The organism is Streptomyces sp. NPDC054849 (assembly GCF_053610945.1).
This window is the reverse complement of sequence record NZ_JBSGZI010000042.1, coordinates 35,568-61,770: the sequence shown is the minus strand read 5'-3', so window position 1 is coordinate 61,770 and position 26,203 is coordinate 35,568. Positions and strand designations below refer to the sequence as shown.

The following is a 26,203-nucleotide window of genomic DNA, read 5'->3' as shown; positions in this document are numbered from 1 at the left end:
GGCCTTCCGTGCGGGGCCCGGCGGAGACGGAAAAACCGGTGGGCGCCCGCCCCCCGCAGGGGTCCGGCGCCCACCGTAAACGTTTCTGCTGGTCTGGAGCGTGACTCAGATGTCCTCGTGCGCCACGGCGCGACGGGCATCCGCGTCCAGCACGCCCCAGTTGATCAGCTGCTCGGTCAGGACCGAGGGGGACTGGTCGTAGATGACGGCCAGGGTGCGCAGGTCGTCCTGGCGGATCGACAGCACCTTGCCGTTGTAGTCGCCGCGCTGGCTCTGGATCGTCGCCGCGTAACGCTGCAGCGGGCCGGCCTTCTCGGCCGGGACGCCCGCCAGGCGCTCCAGGTCGAGACGCAGCTTCGGCGGCGGCTCGGCGGCCCCGCCGGGAGTCGTGCCCGGCAGCAGTTCCTGCACCGGCACCCCGTAGAAGTCCGCCAGCTCGGCAAGGCGCTGGACGGTCACGGCGCGGTCCCCGCGCTCGTAGGAACCGACCACCACGGCCTTCCAACGGCCCTGGGACTTCTCCTCGACACCGTGGAGGGAGAGGCCCTGCTGGGTGCGGATGGCGCGGAGCTTGGCCCCGAGCTGTTTGGCGTATTCGCTGGACATAACGCTCCCGGACGCTGTGACGCTGTGACTACATGAACACTGCGACTACATACCTTCATGCGGCTCCGCCGCGCGGCTGGTAACTCACTGTGAGGTTACGCAGCGTTACTTGGATGCGTCAAGCCGAACGGTCTCCTACGCCCCCTCGAGAGCGGCCCCGGCAGCCCCTGGAAAGCCTCCGCGCACCGGGCCGGTGCAGAGCCACCGCCGCCGCCCTGGTACCGTGGCAGACGTACATCAGACGTCCTTTAAGGTCCGTCCCGTGAGGCGGAGAAGGAGGTCCTTTTCATGGACACCCAGCAGCACACCGATTCCATGCGTCCCGTGCTCGAAGCACAGGACATCGCGCGGGTCCTGACCCGCATCGCCCACGAGATCGTCGAACGCGCCAAGGGTGCCGACGACGTGGTGCTCCTCGGCATCCCCACCCGCGGCGTCTACCTCGCCCGCCGGCTGGCCGCCAAGCTCGAAGAGATCACCGGTGCGAAGATCCCGGTCGGTTCGCTCGACATCACCATGTACCGCGACGACCTGCGGATGAAGCCCGCCCGCGCGATCGGCCGCACCGAGATCCCCGGCGACGACCTCGACGGCCGCCTCGTCGTCCTCGTCGACGACGTGCTCTTCTCCGGCCGCACGATCCGCGCCGCGCTCGACGCCCTCGGCGACCTCGGCCGCCCCCGCGCCGTGCAGCTCGCGGTCCTCGTCGACCGCGGACACCGCGAACTGCCGATCCGCGCCGACTACGTCGGCAAGAACCTCCCCACGTCGCTGCGGGAGACGGTCAAGGTCCAGCTCCAGGAGGAGGACGGCCGTGACGCCGTGCTGCTCGGCCAGCGGACCGCCCAGGCAGCCGGGCAGTAGCCCGTCCGGGTGACGGACCCCCACGGGGTCCGCGCCGCAGCCTGCCCTGCCCGCTCGCACCTCCGCCCGTCAGGCCGCCCGCCTGCCCTCACGACCCACGGAGCCATCCAGATGAAGCGCCACCTCATCTCGGCCGCCGATCTCACGCGCGACGACGCCGTCCTGATCCTCGACACCGCCGAGGAGATGGCCCGCGTCGCGGACCGGCCGATCAAGAAGCTGCCCACCCTGCGCGGCCTCACCGTCGTCAACCTCTTCTTCGAGGACTCGACCCGCACCCGGATCTCCTTCGAGGCGGCCGCCAAGCGGCTCTCCGCCGACGTCATCAACTTCTCCGCCAAGGGTTCCTCCGTTTCCAAGGGCGAATCCCTGAAGGACACCGCGCTGACGCTGGAGGCCATGGGCGCCGACGCGGTCGTCATCCGCCACCACGCCTCCGGCGCCCCCTACCGGCTCGCGACCTCCGGCTGGATCGACTCGGCCGTCGTCAACGCCGGCGACGGCACCCACGAGCACCCCACCCAGGCCCTGCTGGACGCCTTCACCATGCGCCGCCGTCTGGTCGGCCGCGACGCCGGCCTCGGCAAGGACCTGTCGGGCCGCCGGATCACCATCGTCGGCGACATCCTGCACAGCCGGGTGGCCCGCTCCAACGTCCACCTGCTGCACACCCTCGGCGCCGAGGTCACCCTCGTGGCCCCGCCCACCCTGGTCCCGATCGGCGTCGAGACCTGGCCGTGCGAGGTCTCGTACAACCTCGACGAGGTGCTGCCGAAGTCCGATGCGGTGATGATGCTGCGTGTGCAGCGCGAACGCATGAACGCCGCCTTCTTCCCGACCGAGCGCGAGTACTCCCGCCGGTACGGGCTCGACGGCGACCGCATGGCGAGGATGCCCGAGCACGCCATCGTGATGCACCCCGGCCCGATGAACCGCGGCATGGAGATCACCGCCCAGGTCGCCGACTCCGACCGCTGCACGGCCGTCGAGCAGGTCGCCAACGGCGTCTCCACCCGGATGGCCGTCCTGTACCTGCTGCTCGGAGGCTCCGAGCCCGCCGTCACCACCACCCCCGCCGCCACGCGTACCGAGGAGAGCAAGTAAAGATGAGCAAGATCCTGATCCGTGGCGCGAAGGTACTCGGTGGCGAGGCGCAGGACGTCCTGATCGACGGCGAGACCATCGCCGAGGTCGGCCTGGGCCTGTCCGCCGAGGGCGCGACCGTCATCGAGGCCGAGGGCCAGGTCCTCCTCCCCGGCCTCGTCGACCTGCACACCCACCTGCGCGAGCCCGGCCGTGAGGACAGCGAGACCGTCCTCACCGGCACCCGCGCCGCCGCATCCGGCGGCTACACCGCCGTCTTCGCCATGGCGAACACCTTCCCGGTCGCCGACACCGCCGGCGTCGTCGAGCAGGTCTGGCGCCTGGGCAAGGAGTCCGGCTACTGCGACGTGCAGCCCATCGGCGCCGTCACCGTCGGCCTGGAGGGCAAGCAGCTCTCCGAGCTGGGCGCCATGCACGAGTCCGCCGCCCGCGTCACGGTCTTCTCCGACGACGGCAAGTGCGTCGACGACGCAGTGATCATGCGCCGCGCCCTGGAGTACGTGAAGGCCTTCGGCGGCGTCGTCGCCCAGCACGCCCAGGAGCCCCGCCTCACCGAGGGCGCCCAGATGAACGAGGGCGTCGTCTCCGCCGAGCTCGGTCTCGGCGGCTGGCCGGCCGTCGCCGAGGAGTCGATCATCGCCCGCGACGTCCTGCTCGCCGAGCACGTCGGCTCCCGCGTGCACATCTGCCACCTCTCCACCGCCGGCTCCGTCGAGATCGTCCGCTGGGCCAAGTCCCGCGGCATCGACGTCACCGCCGAGGTCACCCCGCACCACCTCCTCCTCACCGACGAGCTCGTCCGCTCGTACAACGCGGTCTACAAGGTCAACCCGCCGCTGCGCACCGAGCGCGACGTGCTGGCCCTGCGCGAGGCGCTCGCCGACGGCACGATCGACATCGTCGCCACCGACCACGCCCCGCACCCGCACGAGGACAAGGACTGCGAGTGGGCCGCCGCCGCCATGGGCATGGTCGGCCTGGAGACCGCGCTCTCCGTCGTCCAGCAGACGATGGTGGAGACCGGACTGCTCGACTGGGCGGGCGTCGCCGAGCGGATGTCCTTCGCTCCCGCGCGCATCGGCGGCCTGGAGAACCACGGCCGTCCCGTCTCGGCAGGTGAACCCGCGAACCTGACCTTGGTCGATACCTCGTACCGTGGTGTCGTGGACCCCGCACACTTCGCCTCCCGCAGCCGCAACACGCCTTACGAGGGCCGTGAGCTGCCGGGACGCGTCACTCATACCTTCCTGCGGGGCCGGGCAACGGTCGTGGACGGGAAACTGGCGTGACACCTGCAGTAATCCAACTGGCCGCCGAGGCCGCCGAACGACAGTCGGCGGAGGTGACCAGCGTCGGCGCCCGCATCGCATGGGTGATCGGCCTGGCCGTCTTCATCGCGTTCGTGTACTGGCTGATGCGGCAGGGCTGGAAATGGCGCGGCGCTCTGCAGAGCGATCTGCCGGAGCTGCCCGCCGCCCCCGACGGTCTCCCCGCCCACCGGCTGGCCCTGACCGGGCGGTACCACGGGTCCACCACCGCCGGGCAGTGGCTCGACCGGATCGTCGCCCACGGTCTGGGGGTCCGCAGCCGGGTGGAACTCACCCTGACCGACGCGGGCCTCGACGTGGTCCGACCGGGGGCCACCGACTTCTTCGTACCGGCCGCGCAGCTGCGCGGCGCCCGCCTCGACAAGGGGATCGCGGGCAAGGTACTCACCGAGGGCGGTCTGCTCGTCGTCACATGGGCGCACGGCGACAAGCTGATCGACTCCGGATTCCGCTCCGACCGCGCGGCCGAGCACGCCGCCTGGGTCGAGGCCATCAACCTCATGAACTCATCCATCACGACGGAAGGCGCCGAACGATGACGACCTCCACCAGGGGAGCAGCCAAAGCTCCCGCCGTACTCGTCCTGGAGGACGGTCGGATCTTCCGCGGCCGCGCCTACGGCGCTGTGGGGGAGACCTTCGGCGAGGCCGTGTTCTCCACCGGCATGACCGGCTACCAGGAGACCCTCACCGACCCGTCGTACCACCGGCAGGTCGTCGTGATGACCGCCCCGCACGTGGGCAACACCGGCGTCAACGACGAGGACCCCGAGTCCTCCCGCATCTGGGTGGCCGGCTACGTCGTGCGCGACCCCGCCCGCGTGCCCTCCAACTGGCGCTCGCAGCGCTCGCTGGACGAGGAACTGGTCAAGCAGGGCGTCGTCGGGATCTCCGGCATCGACACCCGCGCCCTGACCCGCCACCTGCGCGAGCGCGGCGCCATGCGCGTCGGCATCTTCTCCGGCGACGCCTGGACGGGCATCCGCGACGAGGCCCTGCTGGCCAAGGTCCGGTCCCAGCCCCAGATGAAGGGCGCGAACCTCTCCGCCGAGGTCGCCACCAAGGAGGCGTACGTCGTCCCCGCGATCGGCGAGAAGCGCTTCACCGTCGCCGCCGTCGACCTCGGCATCAAGGGCATGACCCCGCACCGGATGGCCGAGCGCGGCATCGAGGTGCACGTGCTGCCCGCCACCGCCACGGTCGAGGACGTGTACGCGGTCGGGCCGGACGGCGTGTTCTTCTCCAACGGCCCGGGCGACCCGGCCACCGCCGACGGTCCCGTCGCCGTCATGCAGGGCGTGCTGGAGCGCAAGACCCCGCTCTTCGGCATCTGCTTCGGCAACCAGATCCTCGGCCGCGCGCTCGGCTTCGGCACCTACAAGCTGAAGTACGGCCACCGCGGCATCAACCAGCCGGTGCAGGACCGCACCACCGGCAAGGTCGAGGTCACCGCGCACAACCACGGCTTCGCCGTCGACGCGCCCCTCGACAAGGTCTCGGAGACCGCCTACGGCCGCGCCGAGGTCTCCCACGTCTGCCTGAACGACCAGGTCGTCGAAGGCCTCCAGCTGCTCGACCAGCCGGCCTTCAGCGTCCAGTACCACCCCGAGGCGGCTGCCGGCCCGCACGACGCCGCGTACCTCTTCGACCGCTTCGTATCCCTGATGGAGGCCGAGCGTGCCTAAGCGCACCGATATCCAGTCCGTCCTGGTCATCGGCTCCGGCCCGATCGTCATCGGACAGGCCGCCGAGTTCGACTACTCCGGCACCCAGGCCTGCCGCATCCTCAAGGCCGAGGGCCTGCGGGTCATCCTGGTCAACTCCAACCCCGCGACGATCATGACCGACCCGGAGATCGCCGACGCCACGTACGTCGAGCCGATCACCCCCGAGTTCGTCGAGAAGATCATCGCGAAGGAGCGCCCCGACGCGCTGCTCCCGACCCTCGGCGGCCAGACCGCGCTGAACACCGCCATCTCCATGCACGAGCAGGGTGTGCTGGAGAAGTACGGCGTCGAGCTGATCGGGGCCAACGTCGAGGCGATCAACAAGGGCGAGGACCGCGACCTCTTCAAGGGCGTCGTCGAGGCCGTCAAGGCCAAGATCGGTTACGGCGAGTCCGCCCGCTCGGTCATCTGCCACTCGATGGACGACGTCCTCAAGGGCGTCGAGACGCTCGGCGGCTACCCCGTCGTCGTCCGCCCCTCCTTCACGATGGGCGGCGCCGGCTCAGGCTTCGCCCACGACGAGGAGGAGCTGCGCCGCATCGCCGGCCAGGGCCTCACGCTCTCCCCGACCACCGAGGTGCTCCTGGAGGAGTCCATCCTCGGCTGGAAGGAGTACGAGCTGGAGCTGATGCGCGACACCAAGGACAACGTGGTCGTCGTCTGCTCCATCGAGAACTTCGACCCCATGGGCGTCCACACCGGTGACTCGATCACCGTCGCCCCGGCGATGACGCTGACCGACCGCGAGTACCAGCGGCTGCGCGACATCGGCATCGCGATCATCCGCGAGGTCGGCGTCGACACCGGCGGCTGCAACATCCAGTTCGCCATCGACCCCGCCGACGGCCGCGTCATCGTCATCGAGATGAACCCGCGCGTCTCGCGCTCCTCGGCGCTCGCGTCGAAGGCCACCGGCTTCCCGATCGCCAAGATCGCCGCCAAGCTGGCCATCGGCTACACGCTCGACGAGGTCCCCAACGACATCACCGAGAAGACGCCGGCCTCCTTCGAGCCGTCCCTCGACTACGTCGTCGTCAAGGCCCCGCGCTTCGCCTTCGAGAAGTTCCCGCTCGCCGACGCCACCCTCACCACCACCATGAAGTCGGTGGGCGAGGCCATGGCGATCGGCCGCAACTTCACCGAGGCCCTCCAGAAGGCCCTGCGCTCGCTGGAGAAGAAGGGCTCGCAGTTCACCTTCGTCGGTGAGCCCGGCGACAAGGACGAGCTGCTGCGCACCGCGGTCCGCCCGACCGACGGCCGCATCAACACCGTCATGCAGGCCATCCGCGCCGGCGCCACCCAGGAGGAGGTCTTCGAGTTCACGAAGATCGACCCCTGGTTCGTCGACCAGCTCTTCCTCATCAAGGAGATCGCGGACGACCTGATCGCAGCCGACAAGCTCTACCCCGAGCTGCTCGCCGAGGCCAAGCGCCACGGCTTCTCCGACGCGCAGATCGCCGAGATCCGCGGCCTGCGCGAGGACGTCGTCCGCGAGGTCCGGCACGCGCTGGGAGTCCGCCCGGTCTACAAGACGGTCGACACCTGCGCCGCCGAATTCGCCGCCAAGACCCCGTACTTCTACTCCTCCTACGACGAGGAGAGCGAGGTCGCACCCCGCGAGAAGCCCGCGGTCATCATCCTGGGCTCCGGCCCGAACCGCATCGGCCAGGGCATCGAGTTCGACTACTCCTGCGTCCACGCCTCCTTCGCGCTCAGCGACGCCGGCTACGAGACCGTGATGGTCAACTGCAACCCGGAGACCGTCTCCACCGACTACGACACCTCCGACCGCCTGTACTTCGAGCCGCTGACGCTCGAGGACGTGCTGGAGATCGTCCACGCCGAGTCGCTGGCCGGCCCCATCGCCGGTGTCATCGTCCAGCTCGGCGGCCAGACCCCCCTGGGCCTCGCGCAGGCGCTCAAGGACAACGGCGTGCCCGTCGTCGGCACCTCGCCCGAGGCCATCCACGCCGCAGAGGACCGCGGCGCCTTCGGCCAGGTCCTCGCCGAGGCCGGCCTGCCGGCCCCCAAGCACGGCACGGCCACCACCTTCCCGGGTGCGAAGGCCATCGCCGACGAGATCGGCTACCCGGTCCTCGTCCGCCCGTCGTACGTGCTCGGCGGCCGCGGCATGGAGATCGTCTACGACGAGGCCCGCCTCGAGTCGTACATCTCCGAGTCCACCGAGATCTCCCCGACCCGCCCCGTGCTGGTCGACCGCTTCCTCGACGACGCGATCGAGATCGACGTCGACGCCCTCTACGACGGCACCGAGCTCTACCTCGGCGGCGTCATGGAGCACATCGAGGAAGCCGGCATCCACTCCGGCGACTCGGCCTGCGCCCTGCCCCCGATCACCCTCGGCGGCTACGACATCAAGCGCCTGCGCGCCTCCACCGAGGCCATCGCCAAGGGCGTGGGCGTCCGCGGCCTGATCAACATCCAGTTCGCGATGGCGGGCGACATCCTCTACGTCCTGGAGGCCAACCCGCGCGCCTCCCGGACCGTCCCCTTCACCTCGAAGGCGACCGCCGTCCCGCTCGCGAAGGCCGCCGCGCGCATCTCGCTCGGCACCACCATCGCCGAGCTGCGCGCCGAGGGCCTGCTGCCGAAGACCGGCGACGGCGGCACCCTGCCGATCGACGCGCCGATCTCCGTCAAGGAGGCCGTCATGCCGTGGTCGCGCTTCCGCGACATCCACGGCCGCGGCGTGGACACCGTCCTCGGCCCGGAGATGCGTTCCACCGGCGAGGTCATGGGCATCGACGCCGTCTTCGGCACCGCCTACGCCAAGTCGCAGGCCGGCGCCTACGGCCCGCTGCCCACGAAGGGCCGCGCGTTCATCTCCGTCGCCAACCGCGACAAGCGCTCGATGATCTTCCCGGCGCGCGAGCTGGTCGCCCACGGCTTCGAGCTGATGGCCACCTCCGGCACCGCCGAGGTGCTGCGCCGCAACGGCATCAACGCCACCGTGGTGCGCAAGCTCAGCGAGGGCGAGGGTCCGAACGGTGAGAAGACCATCGTCCAGCTGATCCACGACGGTCAGGTCGACCTGATCGTCAACACCCCGTACGGCACCGGCGGCCGCCTCGACGGCTACGAGATCCGCACGGCGGCCGTGGCGCGCAGCGTCCCGTGCCTGACCACGGTCCAGGCGCTCGCCGCGGCCGTCCAGGGCATCGACGCGCTCAACCGCGGCGACGTGGGCGTCCGCTCCCTCCAGGAGCACGCGGAGCACCTGACCGCGGCCCGCGACTAAGCAGCCCGTACAGCCCGGACAGGGGGAGGGGGACACCGGTTTCACGACGGGTGTCCCCCTCCTCACGAGCGCAGAGGGATCTTCTCGACGATGTACAAAATCTTCTTCAACCTGGTCTTCAAGCGGATGGACCCGGAGCAGGCCCACTACATGGCCTTCCGCTGGATCCGCCTCGCGGCCCGTACGCCCGTGCTGCGCACCTTCCTCGCGGCCTGGCTCGCCCCGCGCCACAAGGAGCTCCGCACGCAGGCCCTGGGCCTGCGCATGCACGGCCCCTTCGGGCTCGCCGCGGGCTTCGACAAGAACGCCGTCGCCATCGACGGGATGTCGATGCTGGGCTTCGACCACATCGAGATCGGCACGGTCACGGCGCAGGCGCAGCCCGGCAACCCCAAAAAGCGGCTCTTCCGGCTCGTGCCGGATCGCGCGCTGATCAACCGGATGGGCTTCAACAACGAGGGCTCTGCCGCCGTCGCGGACCGTCTGGCCGCCCGCCGCCCGGTCTTCAGGACGGTCGTCGGCGTCAACATCGGCAAGACGAAGGCCGTGCCGGAGGAGGAGGCGGTGGGCGACTACGTCGCCTCCACCGAGCGCCTCGCCCGCCACGCCGACTACCTCGTCGTGAACGTCTCCTCCCCGAACACCCCCGGCCTGCGCAACCTCCAGGCCACCGAGTCGCTGCGCCCGCTGCTGACGGCCGTACGGGAGGCCGCGGACCGGACGGTCACCGACCGCCGCGTGCCGCTGCTGGTCAAGATCGCGCCCGACCTCGCGGACGAGGACGTCGACGCGGTCGCGGACCTGGCCCTGGAGCTGGGCCTGGACGGCATCATCGCGACGAACACCACCATCGCGCGGGAGGGGCTGGGCCTGAAGTCCTCCCCGGACCTGGTCAAGGAGACCGGCGGGCTCTCCGGCGCCCCCGTCAAGGAGCGCTCGCTGGAGGTCCTGCGCCGCCTGTACGCCCGTGTGGGGGACCGGCTGGTCCTGGTCGGGGTCGGCGGCATCGAGAACGCCGAGGACGCCTGGCAGCGGATCCTGGCCGGGGCCACGCTGATCCAGGGCTACAGCGCCTTCATCTACGAAGGCCCGTTCTACGCCCGCGCCATCCACAAGGGCCTGGCGGCGCGCCTGGCCGTCAGCCCGTACGCGACGCTCGCCGATGCGGTGGGCGCCGAGACCCGAAAGGCCGCACTGTGACCGCCCACCCGTCGCCCGACCACCGCCCCTCAGCGACGCCCTCCGGGCGGCCCCTTCCCTTCGGCACCCGCCTCCGCGAGGCGATGGACTCCCGCGGCCCGCTGTGCGTGGGCATCGACCCGCACGCCGCCCTGCTGGCGCAGTGGGGCCTCCGGGACGACATCGCCGGCCTGGAGCGGTTCTCCCGCACGGTCGTGGAGGCGCTCGCCGGGTCGGTGGCGGTCTTCAAGCCGCAGGCCGCCTTCTTCGAGCGGTTCGGCTCCAAGGGCGTCGCCGTCCTGGAGCAGACCGTCGCGGACGCCCGGGCCGCCGGGACCCTGGTCCTCATGGACGCCAAGCGGGGCGACATCGGATCGACGATGGCGGCCTACGCCTCGGCCTTCCTGGACCCGTCCTCGCCGCTGTTCTCGGACGCGCTGACGGTCTCCCCGTACCTGGGCTACGGCTCGCTGAAGCCGGCCGTGGACCTGGCCCGGGAGTCGGGCGCGGGCCTGTTCGTCCTGGCCCTGACCTCGAACCCGGAGGGCGCGGAGGTCCAGCGGGCGGTCCGGGAGGACGGCCGCACCATCGGCGCGACCATGCTGGCGCACCTGGCGGCGGAGAACGCGGACGCCTCCCCGATGGGGTCCTTCGGCGCGGTGGTCGGCGCCACCCTGGGCGACCTGTCCTCCTTCGACCTGGACATCAACGGGCCGCTGCTGGCCCCCGGCATCGGCGCGCAGGGCGCGACGGCGGCGGACCTGCCGACCGTGTTCGGCAAGGCCGTGCGCAATGTCGTCCCGAACGTCTCGCGGGGCGTCCTGCGGCACGGTCCGGACATGGCGGCCCTGCGCGACTCGGCGCGCCGGTTCGCCGACGAGATCCGCGAGGCCGTCTCCGCGTAGCCGGTCACCTGCGAGGTCCCGTCCGCACCTGCCCGGCGCGGCGTCTCGCACTCCTTGACGAAATTCGAACGTCCTTCCTCGGACAAAACAGGGGTATTTTGTCTGTGATGTACGGTTCAGTGGAGGCTGACCAGGACTTTTCGTTCGTTCTCGCTGACTGGAGCGGTGATGGCCGCTAGTCTCCGAGCAGAGTGAACGAGCAGCGAGCGATTTTCATCGCTGTTCGGGGGCTCGCCTGGTGTGGTGCCCTTGGGTTCCCCACCGGTCCGTATCCGACAGTTCGACATCCGAGGTGACGTAGGCGTGGCTCTTCCGCCCCTTACCCCTGAACAGCGCGCAGCCGCGCTCGAAAAGGCCGCCGCGGCTCGCCGGGAGCGGGCCGAGGTGAAGAATCGACTCAAGCACTCCGGCGCCTCGCTCCAAGAGGTCATCAAGACGGGCCAGGAGAACGACGTCATCGGCAAGATGAAGGTCTCCGCCCTGCTGGAGTCTCTGCCTGGCGTGGGCAAGGTGCGCGCCAAGCAGATCATGGAGCGTCTCGGCATCTCCGAGTCCCGGCGTGTCCGAGGTCTCGGTTCCAACCAGATCGCCTCTCTGGAGCGCGAGTTCGGCAGCACCGGCGCCTGAGGCGTCGACTGAAGTTCTCCCGGCGTTCTCAGGCAGTCCTGAGAACCTGGATAATCGCTCTATGGCAGCAGAGGTTCGTCCGCGGCTGACCGTGCTCTCCGGCCCCTCAGGGGTCGGCAAGAGCACGGTCGTCGCGCATATGCGCAAGGTTCACCCCGAGGTATGGCTCTCGGTGTCGGCCACCACCCGCAAGCCGCGGCCCGGTGAGCGACACGGAGTCCACTACTTCTTCGTCAATGACGACGAGTTCGACAAGCTGATCGCCAACGGCGAGCTGCTGGAGTGGGCCGAGTTCGCGGGCAACCGCTACGGCACACCCCGTGGCGCGGTGCTGGAACGCCTGGACAACGGCGAGCCGGTTCTGCTGGAGATCGACCTCCAGGGCGCACGGCTCGTCCGCGAGTCCATGCCCGAAGCCCAGCTGGTCTTCCTGGCTCCCCCGAGCTGGGACGAGCTGGTCCGCCGGCTGACCGGCCGGGGCACCGAATCGGCCGAGGTCATCGAGCGCCGGCTCGCCACCGCCAAGATCGAACTCGCTGCCGAATCCGAGTTCGACACCACCCTGGTCAACACCTCCGTCGAGGACGTTGCACGTGAGCTGCTAGCCTTGGTGGCAGTTGTCTGATCGTTGATCGATGTTTTGAATCGGTCGGCTCCAGGACGGCCCCATCTTTCACCCATCTTCGGAAGGTAGAGCGTGTCCTCTTCCATCACTGCGCCCGAGGGCATCATCAACCCGCCGATCGACGAGCTGCTCGAGGCTACCGACTCGAAGTACAGCCTCGTGATCTACGCGGCCAAGCGCGCGCGTCAGATCAACGCGTACTACTCGCAGCTCGGTGAGGGCCTGCTCGAGTACGTCGGCCCGCTGGTGGACACCCACGTCCACGAGAAGCCGCTTTCGATCGCGCTGCGCGAGATCAACGCGGGTCTGCTGACCTCCGAGGCCATCGAGGCCCCGGCCCAGTAAGGCACCGAGATTCCTTTCACCACAGGCCCGGCAGAACATCTGCCGGGCCTGTGGTGTGTCATGGGTAGGTACGACGATCAGAGCCGAACGCGTCGGACACGTCGAAGGGAAGTGCATGGTGGGTAAGCCGAAGGTCGTCCTGGGAGTCAGCGGCGGCATCGCCGCCTACAAGGCGTGCGAGCTGCTCCGCCTGCTGACCGAGTCCGGCCACGAGGTCCGGGTGGTACCCACCGCGGCCTCCCTGAACTTCGTCGGCGAGGCCACCTGGTCCGCCCTCTCGGGGAATCCGGCCTCCAGCGAGGTGTGGGAGTCCGTCCACGAGGTGCCCCACGTGCGCATCGGACAGTCCGCCGACCTCGTCGTCGTCGCCCCGGCCACCGCCGACATGCTGGCGAAGGCCGCCCACGGGCTCGCCGACGACCTGCTCACGAACACCCTGCTCACCGCCCGCTGCCCGGTGGTCTTCGCGCCCGCCATGCACACCGAGATGTGGGAGCATCCCGCCACCCGGGAGAACGTGGCCACGCTGCGCCGGCGCGGCGCCCTCGTCATCGAGCCCGCCATCGGCCGGCTCACGGGCAAGGACACGGGCAAGGGGCGGCTGCCCGACCCTCAGGAGATCTTCGAGGTGTGCCGGGGCGTCCTGACCCGCGGGGTGGCCGAGCCGGACCTCGTCGGGCGGCACGTGGTGATCAGCGCCGGCGGTACGCGCGAGCCGCTGGACCCCGTCCGCTTCCTCGGCAACCGCTCCTCCGGCAAGCAGGGCTACGCGCTCGCCCGTACGGCCGTCGCCCGTGGCGCCCGGGTCACCCTGGTCGCGGCCAACACCGCACTGGCCGACCCGGCCGGGGCGGACGTCGTCCGCGTGGGCACGGCCGTGCAGCTGCGCGAGGCCGTGCTCAAGGCGGCCGCGGACGCCGACGCCGTGGTGATGGCCGCGGCCGTGGCCGACTTCCGGCCCGCCGAGTACGCGGGCGGAAAGATCAAGAAGAAGGACGGCCAGGAGCCCGCGCCGGTCGCGCTCGTACGCAATCCGGACGTTCTCGCCGAGATTTCGGCCGACCGGGCCGTGGACGGCCAGGTCGTGGTCGGATTCGCGGCCGAGACCGACGACGTCCTCGCCAACGGCCGCGCCAAGCTCGCGCGCAAGAGGTGTGATCTTCTCGTCGTGAATGAGGTCGGGGAAGCAAGGACCTTTGGATCCGAGGAGAACGAGGCGATTGTCCTGGCCTCCGACGGGTCGGAAATCCAAGTGCCCTTCGGTCCGAAGGAAGCGCTGGCGGAAGTGATTTGGGACCAGGTGGCGGTCCGGCTTCCGGCGCGACGCGCCTGAGCGGATTCCCTTCTCCTGGTCACATCCGTACGTCAGAATGTGAGTGCCGCAGGTCACAGGGCTCCCACAAGGCGAGACGGGTGGTCCCGGAAACGGTGGCGACCGATAAACTGCACTCGGAACGTGATCGGGCGCAGCCCCCGATGTGGTTCCGCCAAATGATCAGCCAGCAGCCGCTGCAACCCCAGGGAGCGTTGTGTCCCGTCGTCTGTTCACCTCGGAGTCTGTGACCGAGGGCCACCCCGACAAGATCGCTGACCAGATCAGCGACACGATCCTCGACGCGCTCCTCAGCGAGGACCCGACCTCGCGTGTGGCCGTGGAGACCCTCATCACCACGGGTCTCGTGCACATTGCGGGAGAGGTGACGACGAAGGCCTACGCGCCGATCGCGCAGCTCGTCCGGGACAAGATCCTCGAAATCGGTTACGACTCCTCGAAGAAGGGCTTCGACGGCGCCTCCTGTGGCGTGTCGGTGTCCATCGGCGCCCAGTCCCCGGACATCGCGCAGGGTGTCGACACCGCCTACGAGAAGCGGGTCGAGGGCGACGAGGACGAGCTCGACAAGCAGGGCGCCGGCGACCAGGGCCTGATGTTCGGCTACGCCTGCGACGAGACCCCCGAGCTCATGCCGCTGCCGATCCACATCGCCCACCGGCTCTCCCGCCGGCTGTCCGAGGTCCGCAAGAACGGGACCATCCCGTACCTGCGCCCCGACGGCAAGACCCAGGTCACCATCGAGTACGACGGTGACAAGGCCGTGCGCCTGGACACCGTCGTGGTCTCCTCGCAGCACGCCTCGGACATCGACCTGGACTCGCTGCTCGCTCCCGACATCCGCGAGTTCGTCGTCGAGCACGTGCTGGCCCAGCTCGTCGAGGACGGCATCAAGCTCGACACCGAGGGCTACCGCCTGCTGGTGAACCCGACCGGCCGCTTCGAGATCGGCGGCCCGATGGGCGACGCCGGCCTGACCGGTCGCAAGATCATCATCGACACCTACGGCGGCATGGCCCGCCACGGTGGCGGCGCCTTCTCCGGCAAGGACCCGTCCAAGGTCGACCGTTCCGCCGCGTACGCAATGCGCTGGGTCGCCAAGAACGTGGTCGCCGCCGGCCTCGCCTCGCGCTGCGAGGTGCAGGTCGCGTACGCCATCGGCAAGGCCGAGCCGGTCGGTCTCTTCGTCGAGACCTTCGGCACCGCCAAGGTCGAGGTCCAGAAGATCGAGGACGCGATCGGCGAGGTCTTCGACCTGCGCCCGGCCGCGATCATCCGCGACCTGGACCTGCTGCGCCCGATCTACGCCCAGACCGCCGCCTACGGCCACTTCGGCCGCGAGCTGCCGGACTTCACCTGGGAGCGCACCGACCGCGTGGACGCGCTGCGCGCGGCCGCCGGTCTGTAGGACCTGAAGACGCACGGCCCCGGACCCTCGCGGTCCGGGGCCGTACGTGTCTCCGGACCGCCTGTGTCTCCGGACCGCCTGTGTCTCCGGGACCTCCTCGGTTCCCCGGCCGCAGGGGCTGCGGGCGGGCCCGTTGTCGGTGGCGTTTGGTAAGAATGCGGGTGTGAGCAGCGCGAACGAGCCCGAGCAGCGGCGTGTGGACCAGGGTCCCGGCGGTCCGCCGGAGCAGCTTGCGCTGATGCGGGAGATGGTCGCCGAGGCGAAGGCCAAGGCTCCCAAGGCCAAGCCGCGCACCTGGCGCGGCGCCGCGCTCGCCGAGGAGCGGCCGATCGCCAGGGTCCTGGTCAACAAGGGCGTTCTGCACCTCGACCAGACCTGGGACTACGCCGTTCCCGAGCACCTCGACGCGGACGCTCAGCCGGGTGTCCGCGTCCGGGTCCGCTTCGGCGCGGGCGAGGGCCGGGTCCGCGAGGGGCGCCGCGAGGGCGGCGGCCTGATCGACGGATACCTGATCGACCGCGTGTCCGAGACGGACTACGACAGACCGCTCGCGGCCCTCGCCCAGGTGGTGTCGCCCGAGCGGGTGCTCAGCCCCCAGATCGAGAAACTCGCGCGGGCCGTCGCGCGCCGCTACGGCGGAAGCCTGGCAGACGTCCTGCAACTGGCGATCCCGCCCCGCCACGGACAGGCCGAGAGCCGGCCCTCGCCCGCCCCGCTGCCGCCGCCCGGTGCCCCAGGCCCCGGAGGCTGGGAGCGCTACCCGGCGGGGCCCGAGTTCCTGCGCGAGCTGGCGTCCGGCGCGAGCCCGCGCACGGTGTGGACCGCCCTGCCAGGCCCGACGTGGCCGGACGAACTGGCACGGGCCATGGCGGCCACGCTCGCCTCGGGGCGGGGAGCACTCGCCGTGGTGCCCGACGGCCGCACCGCCGCGCGGGTCGACGAGGCGCTGACCGCCCTGGTGGGCAAGGGGCTGCACGCCGTACTGACCGCCGAGTCCGGGCCGCAGAAGCGCTACTCGCAGTGGCTCGCGGTGCACCGCGGATCGGTGTGGGCCGTCATCGGGACCCGGGCCGCGATGTTCGCTCCGGTGCACCGACTCGGTCTCGTGGCGATCTGGGACGACGGAGACTCCAGCCACAGCGACACCAGCGCGCCGTTTCCCCACGTGCGCGAGGTACTGCAGCTGCGCTCCCTGACCGAGGAGTGCGGTTTCCTGCTCGGCGGCACCAGCTGCACGGTCGAAGCGGCCCAGCTCGTCGAGTCCGGCTGGGCCCGGCCCCTGGTCGCCGACCGCGAGACGGTACGGTCCTGCGCGCCCCGGATCCGGACCGTCGGCGACGAGCTGCTCGCCCGCGACGAGGCGGCGCGGGCCGCGAGGCTGCCCAGCCTGGCCTGGGAAACCGTACGGGAGGGGCTGAAGACGGGGCCCGTGCTCGTGCAGGTGCCGCGGCGCGGATACGTGCCCCGGCTGGCCTGCGAGCGGTGCCGGACACCAGCCCGGTGCACGACCTGCGCCGGACCGCTGGAGGCACCGGACCAGCAGGACCTGCAGTGCGGCTGGTGCGGGCTGCAGGAGACGTCCTGGCACTGCGAGGAGTGCGGCTCCTTCCGGCTGAGGGCACAAGTGGTCGGCGCCCGCCGCACGGCCGAGGAACTCGGGCGGGCCTTCCCCGCCGTACCCGTGCGCACCTCGGGCCGCGACCACGTCCTGGAACGGGTCCCGGACGCGCCCGCCCTCATCGTGTCGACGCCGGGAGCGGAGCCGGTGGCGGAAGGCGCCGGGTACGCGGCCGCGCTGCTGCTGGACGGCTGGGCCATGCTGGGCTTTCCCGACCTGCGGGCCGGGGAGGAGGCGCTGCGCCGGTGGATCGCCGCCGCCTGCCTGGTGCGGGGCGACGGCCAGGTGGTCATCGTCGCCGAGCCGACGCTGCGGCCGGTCCAGGCGCTGGTGCGGTGGGACCCCGTCGGGCATGCGCTGCGCGAGCTGGCGGAGCGGGCCGAACTGCGGTTCCCGCCCGTGTCCCGGATGGCGTCGGTGGTCGGGCGGGCCGCCGCGGTGGAGGACTTCCTGGCAGCCGCCGAGCTGCCCCCGGACGCCGAGATCCTGGGCCCGGTGCCGCTGCCGGGCCGGCGCGGAGAGCCCTCGCCCGGGGAGCGGGCGCTGGTCCGGGTACCGCCCGGCAGCGGGGCGGCGCTGGCGGCTTCCCTCAAATCCGCGCAGGCGGCCAGGATGGCCCGCAAGGTGGCTGCGACCGAGGCGGTGCGGGTCCGGATCGACCCGCCGGACATCGGCTGACGCCGCATGCCGAAGCCCCCGGCGGGACGACCGGGCGGTCGCCCCGCCGGGGGCGGAGTCGGGTCGGCGAGCGACAACCGGCCGTCGGGGGTCGGCGTCCCGGCGGCAGGACGCGCGTCAGCCGTTGCGCGGGCCGGGGAAGGCGGGCGACCGGGGGGCCTCTCCGAGACCCCGTCCGGGCGGACCGGCGGCCGCGGCCTGGGCCTCCTCGCGCACCGGCTGCGGCGGCACCGAACGGGCGGCCGGGACGGTCGGCAGCGGCCCCAGGGTCCGCGTGGTCGTCGCCTCGGCCACCGGCTCCGCCGACTCGGCGGACTGCGCCCGGCGGGCACCGTAGCGGCGGTGCACGGCCTGCTTGGTGACACCCAGCGCCGAGCCGACCGCGTCCCACGAGAAACCGAGCGAACGGTCGAAGTCCACCGCGGCGGTGACCAGCGTCTCGACGCTGTCCCGCAGCTCCTGCGCGAGGCGGACGGTGGGTGCGGGCGCCCGGCCGTAGACGACGAAGCCCGTGGAGGGACCTGAGCGGCGCGGGCGGTACACGTTGCCGAGCTGGGCGGTGAGCGTACGCAGGGCATCCACCTGCCGGCGAACCCGCTCGATGTCCCGCACCAGCAGGTGCAGGCTGGCCCGGGCTTGGGCGTCGTGGGTGGCGTGGTCGGCCATGAAGAAGCCTCTCGAACCGGTGCTGAAGGGCGGATCGGGCCGCAGACACCGTTCACACGCGGCCCGTTTTGGTCAATCTCTCTTGACCAACGCGCCACCCGTCGCCCAGGTCACGCTGTGGGGGCGTGTCGGCATATGCGAGGGGCGCGCGGGTGTGTGTACGCCCCCTCGACTCCGCAGCCGGGGCGACCGGCGACCCCCTGCACCGGCGCCCCATAGACTGGTGCGCTGCTGACAGCCGAGATAGCGAGGTAGGACCCCAGTGAAGCTCGTCTTCGCAGGCACCCCCGAGGTCGCCGTACCCGCCCTGGACGCCCTGATCGCCTCCGGGCGGCACGAGGTCGCCGCCGTCGTCACCCGGCCCGACGCACCGGCCGGCCGCGGTCGGCGGCTCGTCGCCAGCCCGGTCGCCGAGCGAGCCGAGGAGGCGGGGATCGAGGTGCTCAAGCCCGCCCGCCCGCGCGACGCGGACTTCCAGGCCCGCCTGCGCGAGATCGCCCCGGACTGCTGCCCCGTCGTCGCGTACGGGGCCCTGATCCCCAAGAGCGCCATCGACATCCCCAAGCACGGGTGGGTCAACCTGCACTTCTCGCTGCTCCCCGCCTGGCGCGGCGCCGCCCCCGTCCAGCACTCGATCATGGCGGGGGACCAGGTCACCGGCGCCTCCACCTTCCAGATCGAGGAGGGCCTGGACTCCGGCCCGGTCTACGGCATCCTGACCGAGGAGATCCGGCCGACCGACACCAGCGGCGACCTGCTCACCCGGCTCGCCTTCGCCGGATCCGGACTGCTGGCCGCCACCATGGACGGCATCGAGGACGGCACCCTGCGCGCCGTCGCCCAGCCCCACGACGGGATCTCCCTCGCGCCCAAGATCACCGTCGAGGACGCCCGGATCGACTGGGCGGCCCCCGCGATGCGCGCCGACCGCGTCGTACGCGGCTGCACGCCCGCGCCGGGCGCGTGGACCGTCTTTCGCGGCGAGCGGCTGAAGCTGATCTCACTGGGCCTGGTCCCCGACCGTACGGACCTGGCGCCGGGCGTGCTGGCCCCGGCCAAGAACAACGTCTACGCCGGCACCGGCTCGCACGCCGTGGAGCTGCTGTGGGTGCAGCCGCAGGGCAAGAAGCCCATGCGGGCCGCCGACTGGGCCCGCGGGGTGCGGATCGCTCCCGGCGAGCGGCTCGGCGGGGCCGACGTAGGCTGAATCGAGCCGCGCCGCTCGCGGCGGCGCGGGCGCAGCACCGTACGGCCCGCCCCTCCGGGGCGCCGGCACCTCTCCACCTCATCACCGCAGCACCTCGTAAACCCGGAGCACCTTTCACGTGAGCGAACAGCCCCGTCCCCGTCGCAACCCCGCAGGCACCCGGCAGGCCAAGCCGCACCGCCGGCCGCAGAAGGACCCCGTCCGGATGCTGGCCTTCGAGGTGCTGCGGGCGGTGGACGAGCGCGACGCCTACGCGAACCTCGTGCTGCCGCCGCTGCTCAAGAAGGCCCGCCAGGACGAGAGCTTCCAGGCGCGCGACGCGGCACTGGCCACCGAACTGGTCTACGGAACGCTGCGCCGGCAGGGCACGTACGACGCCGTCATCAAGGCGTGCATCGACCGGCCGCTGCGCGAGGTGGACCCGCCGGTGCTGGACGTGCTCTCGCTCGGCGCGCACCAGCTCCTCGGCACCCGGATCCCCACCCACGCGGCGGTCTCCGCGAGCGTGGAGCTGGCCCGGGTGGTGCTCGGGGACGGGCGCGCCAAATTCGTGAACGCCGTCCTGCGGAAGATCGCCGCGCACGACCTGGACGGCTGGCTGGAGCGGGTCGCTCCGCCCTACGAGGACGACGCCGAGGAACACCTCGCGGTCTACCACTCGCACCCCAGATGGGTCGTCAGCGCCCTGTGGGACTCGCTCGGCGGCGGGCGCGCGGGGATCGAGGACCTGCTGGAGGCCGACAACGAGCGGCCCGAGGTGACGCTGGTCGCACGGCCGGGGCGGTCCACGGCGGAGGAGCTCCTGGAGGCGGTCGGCGAGGAGTCGGCGCTGCCCGGGCGCTGGTCGCCGTACGCCGTCCGGATGGCCGAGGGCGGCGAGCCCGGAGCGCTGGAGGCGGTGCGCGACGGTCGCGCCGGCGTGCAGGACGAGGGCAGCCAGCTGGTGGCGATGGCCCTCGCGGCCGCGCCGGTCGAGGGCCGCGACGAGCGGTGGCTCGACGGCTGCGCGGGCCCCGGCGGCAAGGCGGCGCTGCTCGCGGCGCTCGCGGCGCAGCGCGGGGCGTTCCTGCTGGCCTCGGAGAAGCAGCCGCACCGGGCGCGGCTCGTGCAGCGCGCACTGGCGGGCAACCCCGGCCCCTACCAGGTCATCGCGGCCGACGGCACCCGGCCGCCGTGGCTGCCGGGCTCCTTCGACCGCGTCCTGATGGACGTCCCGTGCACCGGCCTGGGCGCGCTGCGGCGGCGCCCGGAGGCTCGCTGGCGCCGCCGTCCGCAGGACCTGGAGGGCTTCGCACCGCTCCAGCGCGGGTTGCTGCGGGAGGCGCTCTCGGCGGTGCGGGTGGGCGGCGTCGTGGGCTACGCGACGTGCTCGCCGCACCTGGCGGAGACGCGGGTCGTCGTGGACGACGTCCTGAAGGGCCGGGGCGCGGGCGCGTCGCCGGTGTCGGCGGAACTCATCGACGCCAGGCCGTTCATGCAGGGCGTACCCGGCCTGGGCGAGGGCCCGGACGTCCAGCTGTGGCCGCACCTGCACGGTACGGACGCGATGTACCTGGCATTGCTGCGCCGGACGGCGTAGCGGCGGCCGGGGGGCCGTGTGACCTTCGGTCCGAGGCTTGCAACTGCTGCAGTGCTCTCGTCGGTCACCCGTCCGAACGTGCGGTCTTGCCCGGGTTCGCGCGGTTCGCCGACGGCAAGTCCTTGCCATGGCGAGGACTTGCCGTCGTGAGGCCTTCACGCCGGCCCTGACCGGCCGATAGACCCATGGCATGTCCTCCCCCTCTCAGGCTTCCGCCTCCCGGCGCAGGCGCTGGCGGCTGATCTCGGCCGCCACCGTGGTGCCGCTGCTGGCGTCAGGGCTCGCAGCTCTGCAAGCGCCCGCTCAAGCCGCTCCGAGCAAGCCCCCCGCCCCGCCAACCCCTGGGCGACCCACAAGGTCACCCTGGTCACCGGCGACGTCGTCACGGTCTCCACCATGGCCGACGGCAAGCAGATAGCCGAGGTCGACCGGCCGGACAGCGCGGTCGGCGGCGTAAAGGTCCAGGAGATCAAGGGTGACCTGTTCGTCATCCCGGACGAAGCCGTGCCCCTGCTGGGCACCGACAAGCTGGACCGGCGGCTGTTCAACGTCACCGACCTGATCGAGATGGGCTACGACGACGCGAAGACGCCCGCGGTGCCGCTGATCGCCACGTACACGGGGTCGGCATCCCGCTCGGCCGCCGAGCCGACCGCCCCCCGGGGCAGCAGGCTGACCCGCAACCTCAAGAGCATCCGCGGTGCCGCGCTGAGCACCGAGAAGCAACAGGCCCGCACCTTCTGGACCGCCGTCGCGCCGCAGGGCGGCACGACGTTGGGCGCGGACGTGGCGAAGCTGTGGCTCGACGGTCGGGTGAAGGCCGGCCTCAAGGAGAGCGCGCCGCTGATCGGCGCGCCCGAAGCCTGGGCGGCCGGGTACACCGGCAAGGGCGTCAAGGTCGCGGTGCTCGACACCGGCATCGACGTCAACCACCCCGACTTCGCAGGCCTGATCGACGGCACGGCCAGCTTCGTGCCGGGCGAGGCCGTCACCGACGTCAACGGGCACGGCACACACGTGGCCGGCACGATCGTCGGCTCGGGCGCCGCGTCAGGCGGGGACCACAAGGGCGTGGCCCCCGGCGCCGACCTGGTCGTCGGCAAAGTGCTCGGTGGCGCGGAAGGCTCCGGCCAGGACTCCTGGGTCATGGCCGGCATGCAGTGGGCCGCCGAGTCCGGTGCGGACATCGTCAACATGAGCCTCGGGGATTCGTACCCGACGGACGGCAGCGACCCGATGTCACAGACGGTCGACGCGCTGTCCGCGCAGTACGGCACGCTGTTCGTCATCGCCGCCGGCAACGCGGGCCCGGAGAGCATCTCCTCCCCGGGTGCGGCCGCCTCGGCGCTGACGGTGGCCGCCACGGACAAGCAGGACCAGCTCGCGTCCTTCTCCAGCACCGGGCCGCTGGCCTACTCCGGCGGCATGAAGCCCGACATCGCGGCGCCCGGCGTGGACATCACCGCAGCCCGCTCTCAGGAGATGACCGACGGTGGCGGAGGTCTCTACCGCACCATCAGCGGCACCTCGATGGCCACCCCGCACGTGGCCGGTGCCGCAGCGATCCTGGCCCAGCAGCACCAGGACTGGACCGGCGCGCAGCTCAAGGAACACCTGATGAGCACCGCGAAGGATCTGCACGACCGCCACTCGCCGTACGAGGTCGGCGCGGGCCGTCTCGACGTGGCCGGCGCCGTGGGCACCACGGTCCGCAGCGCCGGATCGCTCTTCTTCGGCAACTACACGTGGCCGCACGAGCCGGGCGATGTCGCCGTCACCAAGGACCTGACCTTCACCAACTCCGGTTCCGCCGAGGTCAGGCTGAACCTGGCGCTGACCGGCCACGGCGGCCCGTTCACGCTGGGAGCCACCACGGTGACCGTCCCTGCGGGCGGCACCGCCACCGTCCCGGTGACCGGTGACCCGCGCACCGCCCCGGCCGGCCGGCACGCCGGCTACGTGACGGGCACCGACGCGACCACCGGGAAGCCGGTGACCCGCACCTCCGTGGCGCTGCTCAAGGAGGAGGAGCGCCACGACCTGAACATCAAGCTTGTCGGCCGGGACGGCAAGCCCGCCGCAGGCTGGGTCTCGGTCAACCTGGCCGGCGACCTCTGGCCGTGGAACCTCTACGTCGACGGCTCGACCACCATGCGCATGGCACCCGGCCTGTACACCGTCGCGGCGTACCTCGACGTGGCCGGTGAGGAGGCGGACCGCTCGGGTCTGGCCGTGCTGGTCGACCCGGAGACCGTACTCAAGGACGGCTCCGCGGACGTGGTGCTGGACGCGAGCAAGGCACACCTGCTGCAGACGCAGGCGCCCCAGCGCACCGAGGACCGCCAGCGCAAGGTCGACTTCAACGTCCACTACAAGGGCCTCGACCCGTACACGGACTACCGCAGCGCGTATGTGCTGCCGATGACGTACGACGACGTCTACGTCGCGCCGACCGAGCCGATGAAGCAGGGCGACTTCGTGCTGACCACCCGCTGGCGCAAGGGCGAGCCGCAGCTCAGCCTGAGCGCGCTGGGCGGTCGGCTCCAGTTCGAGACACGGGTGCAGGCGGGCAGCGCCCTGGGCACCGCCACGGACAGGCTGCACGCCGTCTACGCGGGCAACGGTGCGGCGGCCTCGTACGAGAAGACCGACGCCAAGGGCAAGATCGTCGTCATCGAGCGCAGCGACGAGGTCTCGCCGCAGGAGCGCACCCGGGCGGCGGTCGCGGCCGGTGCGAAGGCGCTGATCGTGGTCAACAACGGCGCCGGTGCCCTGATCGAGTACGTCGGAGAGGCGGCCATCCCGGTCGCCGGCGTCCACCGCGACGAGGGGAAAACCCTCGTCTCGATGGCCAAGGCCGGGAGATTCCAGCTGACCGCGAAGCAGACCGAGCACACGCCCTTCGTCTACGACCTGACCCGGGACTACCCCGGCCAGGTTCCGGACCGGGCCCTGGTCTACAAGCCGGCCGAGGCCGACCTCGCCCGGATCGACGCACGCTACTACTCGGCCACCGACGGCGGACCGGCGGAAGGCTACCGGTCCGACTTCACCCTCAGCCCGTCGTTCAACTTCCCCGAGCGCGAATGGCACCCGGGCACCCGCACCGAATGGGTGACGCCGGGCCAGGTCTGGAGGGAGTTCCACACGCAGGGCGTCGACGGAGCCCTGCCGTGGGCGATGGTCTCGGGCGACAACACCTATGCCAAGGGCGGCACCACACGGCTGGACTGGTTCGCCCCGGCGACCCGGCCCGGCCAGGGCGAGGCCTTCGGCGTGTACAACTCCCGTTGGCAGAACCACATGACCTGGAACGTGCAGGCGTGGGCCTCCGCCAGCGACACCATGCGGCTGGGCGGCTACCTGCCGTGGGGTGAGACGCCGTCCCGCCTGCAGATCTTCCAGGGCGACACACTGATCCACGACAACCCGGTCAGCGGTGACATGCAGTGGCAGGAGGTGCCGGCGGGCAATCTGCCCTACCGCGCCGTCCTCGGCGTGGAGCGGCCCGGTGACGTCTTCCGGCTGTCGACGCGCACCCACACCGAGTGGACCTTCATGTCCGACACCGTCGACTCGGACCGCTTCGAGCGGTTCTCGGTGCTGAACCTGGACTACAGACTGGAGTCGGATCTGCACGGCGACGTCAAGGCCAACGCGACCCAGAGGATCGCGCTCAAGCCGGTGTCGATGGACGGCGGCACCGTGCCCGGCAAGGTCGCCGCGGTGAAGCTGGACGTCTCGTACGACGACGGCGCCACCTGGCAGAAGGTGACCCTCTCCAAGGACGCCCACGGCTACTGGGCGGGTTCGTTCAGGACGGCGAAGAAGCCCGGGGGCTTCCTCTCGGTCCGCGCGAGCGCCGCGACGGACCGCGGTTTCAGTGTCAAGAACGAGATCATCCGGGCGTACGGCCTGCGATGAGCCGTACTGGCGGGCCCCGGGGAGGCGAATCCCCGGGGCCCTTCCCCTCGCACCTGCTCCCAGCAGGGACTTTTCAGGGTCTGCCGCCATGGCGCATACTCTCTCCGCTGCGGCAAGCGGAAGAGAGTCGGTCGCGGATGCTGGATGTTCTGGGCCTCGAACCCGACGACGAGCGCGTCTACCGTGCGCTGCTCGGGCGGCCGGACGCCACCGCGCTGCTGCTGTCGGACCTGCTCGACGTAGCGCAGGCCGACGTGGACGAGGCGCTGTCCCGACTCGTCGGGTGGGGACTGGCGATCAGGTCGGCGGGCGAGCGGTTCACCACCGCGCCGCCGGCCATGGCGCTCGGCGCTCTCATCAGCCAGCGCCGAGACGGGCTGCGCAGGGCCGAGCAGGCACTGGTGACCTTCGCCGAGGAACACCGGGCGGCGATGACCGGGAGCAGCATCAGCGATCTGATCGAGGTCGTCGCGGGCGTCGACGCCATCCGCCATCGCTTTCTGCAGGTGCAGCAGGCGGCCCGCACACAGGTCCGCAGCTTCATCACCGCACCGTTCGTCGCCGTGCCGCCCGACGAGAACACGGCCGAAGCCATGGCCATCGGTCGCGGCGTGCACTTCAGGGCCGTACTGGACCGGACCGTGCTGGCGGAGCCGGGCATCGTCACCGACGCGATCGCGTCACTGCACAACGGTGTGCAACTGCGTGTCGCCGATCACCTGCCGATGAAACTCGTCCTGGCCGACGCCGACCTCGGCCTCGTCCCGCTCGCGGTCACACCGGACGGAGAGCCCGGCGCGGTGCTGTTGCACCGCAGCGGTCTCCTGGACGCCCTGGACGCACTGTTCGAGACGGTATGGCGGACCGCTCACCCGCTTGAGCTGTCGGGCACGGGCGCAGAGGCGGAAACCACCGTCGAGGTCGGTCCGCAAGGCCCGACCGACCTCGACCGAAGGATCCTCGCGCTCCTGCTGGCCGGTCTGACCGACCCGACGGCCGCGGCTCAGCTCGGGCTGTCCCCGCGCACGCTGCACCGACGCCTGCGCCACCTCATGGACGTGGCCGGGGTCCGGACCCGGATGCAGCTCGGCGGGTACGCCGTCCGTCACGGCTGGGTAGATCCACAAGCATGAGTTAAAGGTTCGCCATGATCACTTAAGCGTTGTTGTGCCCGCGCGACTTCCGGGGTCGTGGCCGGAACCGGCCGGGGGCATGGCAGGCTTGG

20 protein-coding genes are annotated in these 26,203 nt (G+C 71.3%); 18 read left to right on the top strand and 2 right to left on the bottom strand.

Features of this window, described 5'->3' with window-relative positions; genetic code table 11:
• Window positions 1–105: 105 nt before the first annotated feature.
• Complete coding sequence (bldD, locus tag ACWGIF_RS19940) at window positions 106–606, bottom strand: transcriptional regulator BldD (RefSeq protein ID WP_215018902.1); 501 nt, start codon at window positions 604–606, stop codon at window positions 106–108.
• A gap of 288 nt (window positions 607–894) precedes the next feature.
• Here bldD and pyrR point away from each other — a divergent pair, with 288 nt between their 5' ends.
• The 14 genes from pyrR to ACWGIF_RS19870 all read left to right on the top strand — a co-directional run bounded on the left by pyrR (window position 895) and on the right by ACWGIF_RS19870 (window position 17,602).
• Window positions 895–1,470 carry a bifunctional pyr operon transcriptional regulator/uracil phosphoribosyltransferase PyrR gene (gene pyrR, locus ACWGIF_RS19935; protein WP_453499087.1) on the top strand — a complete coding sequence of 192 codons (576 nt, stop codon included), beginning with the start codon at window positions 895–897 and terminating at the stop codon, window positions 1,468–1,470.
• A 111-nt stretch (window positions 1,471–1,581) separates the two neighbouring features.
• Window positions 1,582–2,574 carry an aspartate carbamoyltransferase catalytic subunit gene (locus tag ACWGIF_RS19930; RefSeq protein WP_453499085.1) on the top strand — a complete coding sequence of 331 codons (993 nt, stop codon included), beginning with the start codon at window positions 1,582–1,584 and terminating at the stop codon, window positions 2,572–2,574.
• 2 nt (window positions 2,575–2,576) lie between these two features.
• Window positions 2,577–3,863 carry a dihydroorotase gene (locus tag ACWGIF_RS19925; protein WP_453499083.1) on the top strand — a complete coding sequence of 429 codons (1,287 nt, stop codon included), beginning with the start codon at window positions 2,577–2,579 and terminating at the stop codon, window positions 3,861–3,863.
• Window positions 3,860–4,441, top strand: coding sequence for a PH-like domain-containing protein (locus ACWGIF_RS19920; protein ID WP_453499081.1), 582 nt, complete (start codon window positions 3,860–3,862; stop codon window positions 4,439–4,441). The genes ACWGIF_RS19925 and ACWGIF_RS19920 overlap by 4 nt, the downstream gene beginning before the upstream one ends.
• Window positions 4,438–5,586: a glutamine-hydrolyzing carbamoyl-phosphate synthase small subunit gene (gene carA / locus ACWGIF_RS19915; RefSeq protein ID WP_453499079.1), complete on the top strand. Its 1,149-nt coding sequence runs from the start codon at window positions 4,438–4,440 to the stop codon at window positions 5,584–5,586. Before ACWGIF_RS19920 ends, carA begins: the two co-directional genes overlap by 4 nt.
• Window positions 5,579–8,887 (top strand): carbamoyl-phosphate synthase large subunit, encoded by a 3,309-nt coding sequence (gene carB / locus ACWGIF_RS19910; RefSeq protein WP_453499077.1) that lies wholly within the window; start codon window positions 5,579–5,581, stop codon window positions 8,885–8,887. Before carA ends, carB begins: the two co-directional genes overlap by 8 nt.
• A gap of 90 nt (window positions 8,888–8,977) precedes the next feature.
• Window positions 8,978–10,087 (top strand): quinone-dependent dihydroorotate dehydrogenase, encoded by a 1,110-nt coding sequence (locus ACWGIF_RS19905; protein ID WP_453499075.1) that lies wholly within the window; start codon window positions 8,978–8,980, stop codon window positions 10,085–10,087.
• Window positions 10,084–10,971, top strand: a complete 888-nt coding sequence (pyrF, locus tag ACWGIF_RS19900) for an orotidine-5'-phosphate decarboxylase (RefSeq protein WP_453499073.1) — start codon at window positions 10,084–10,086, stop codon at window positions 10,969–10,971. The genes ACWGIF_RS19905 and pyrF overlap by 4 nt, the downstream gene beginning before the upstream one ends.
• Window positions 10,972–11,274: 303 nt before the next feature.
• Window positions 11,275–11,598: an integration host factor gene (locus tag ACWGIF_RS19895; protein ID WP_030008746.1), complete on the top strand. Its 324-nt coding sequence runs from the start codon at window positions 11,275–11,277 to the stop codon at window positions 11,596–11,598.
• Between the two features lie 61 nt (window positions 11,599–11,659).
• A complete protein-coding gene (gene gmk / locus ACWGIF_RS19890) occupies window positions 11,660–12,223 on the top strand; it encodes a guanylate kinase (RefSeq protein WP_453499071.1) in 564 nt (187 codons plus the stop codon).
• A gap of 72 nt (window positions 12,224–12,295) precedes the next feature.
• On the top strand, window positions 12,296–12,568 hold the full coding sequence (rpoZ, locus tag ACWGIF_RS19885) for a DNA-directed RNA polymerase subunit omega (protein ID WP_004948662.1): 273 nt from the start codon (window positions 12,296–12,298) through the stop codon (window positions 12,566–12,568).
• A gap of 118 nt (window positions 12,569–12,686) precedes the next feature.
• Window positions 12,687–13,901: a bifunctional phosphopantothenoylcysteine decarboxylase/phosphopantothenate--cysteine ligase CoaBC gene (coaBC, locus tag ACWGIF_RS19880; protein ID WP_453499096.1), complete on the top strand. Its 1,215-nt coding sequence runs from the start codon at window positions 12,687–12,689 to the stop codon at window positions 13,899–13,901.
• A 196-nt stretch (window positions 13,902–14,097) separates the two neighbouring features.
• The gene (gene metK, locus ACWGIF_RS19875) at window positions 14,098–15,306 is read left to right on the top strand and encodes a methionine adenosyltransferase (RefSeq protein WP_453499069.1); all 1,209 of its coding nucleotides are present in this window, start codon (window positions 14,098–14,100) and stop codon (window positions 15,304–15,306) included.
• Between the two features lie 163 nt (window positions 15,307–15,469).
• Entirely contained in the window at window positions 15,470–17,602 is a 2,133-nt protein-coding gene (locus ACWGIF_RS19870; RefSeq protein WP_453499067.1) for a primosomal protein N', read from the top strand.
• A gap of 117 nt (window positions 17,603–17,719) precedes the next feature.
• Here ACWGIF_RS19870 and ACWGIF_RS19865 read toward each other — a convergent pair whose 3' ends face one another.
• On the bottom strand, window positions 17,720–18,268 hold the full coding sequence (locus ACWGIF_RS19865) for a hypothetical protein (protein WP_453499065.1): 549 nt from the start codon (window positions 18,266–18,268) through the stop codon (window positions 17,720–17,722).
• 262 nt (window positions 18,269–18,530) lie between these two features.
• On the opposite strand from ACWGIF_RS19865, the gene fmt reads away from it, so the two are divergent.
• The 4 genes from fmt (at window position 18,531) to ACWGIF_RS19845 (ending at window position 26,111) form a co-directional block, all read left to right on the top strand.
• Window positions 18,531–19,475 (top strand): methionyl-tRNA formyltransferase, encoded by a 945-nt coding sequence (fmt, locus tag ACWGIF_RS19860; protein WP_453499063.1) that lies wholly within the window; start codon window positions 18,531–18,533, stop codon window positions 19,473–19,475.
• 118 nt (window positions 19,476–19,593) lie between these two features.
• The gene (locus tag ACWGIF_RS19855; RefSeq protein WP_453499061.1) at window positions 19,594–21,054 is read left to right on the top strand and encodes an RsmB/NOP family class I SAM-dependent RNA methyltransferase; all 1,461 of its coding nucleotides are present in this window, start codon (window positions 19,594–19,596) and stop codon (window positions 21,052–21,054) included.
• A gap of 396 nt (window positions 21,055–21,450) precedes the next feature.
• Window positions 21,451–24,978, top strand: a complete 3,528-nt coding sequence (locus ACWGIF_RS19850; RefSeq protein ID WP_453499059.1) for a S8 family peptidase — start codon at window positions 21,451–21,453, stop codon at window positions 24,976–24,978.
• Window positions 24,979–25,115: 137 nt separating this feature from the next.
• Entirely contained in the window at window positions 25,116–26,111 is a 996-nt protein-coding gene (locus ACWGIF_RS19845) for a helix-turn-helix transcriptional regulator (protein WP_453499057.1), read from the top strand.
• Window positions 26,112–26,203: the final 92 nt, after the last annotated feature.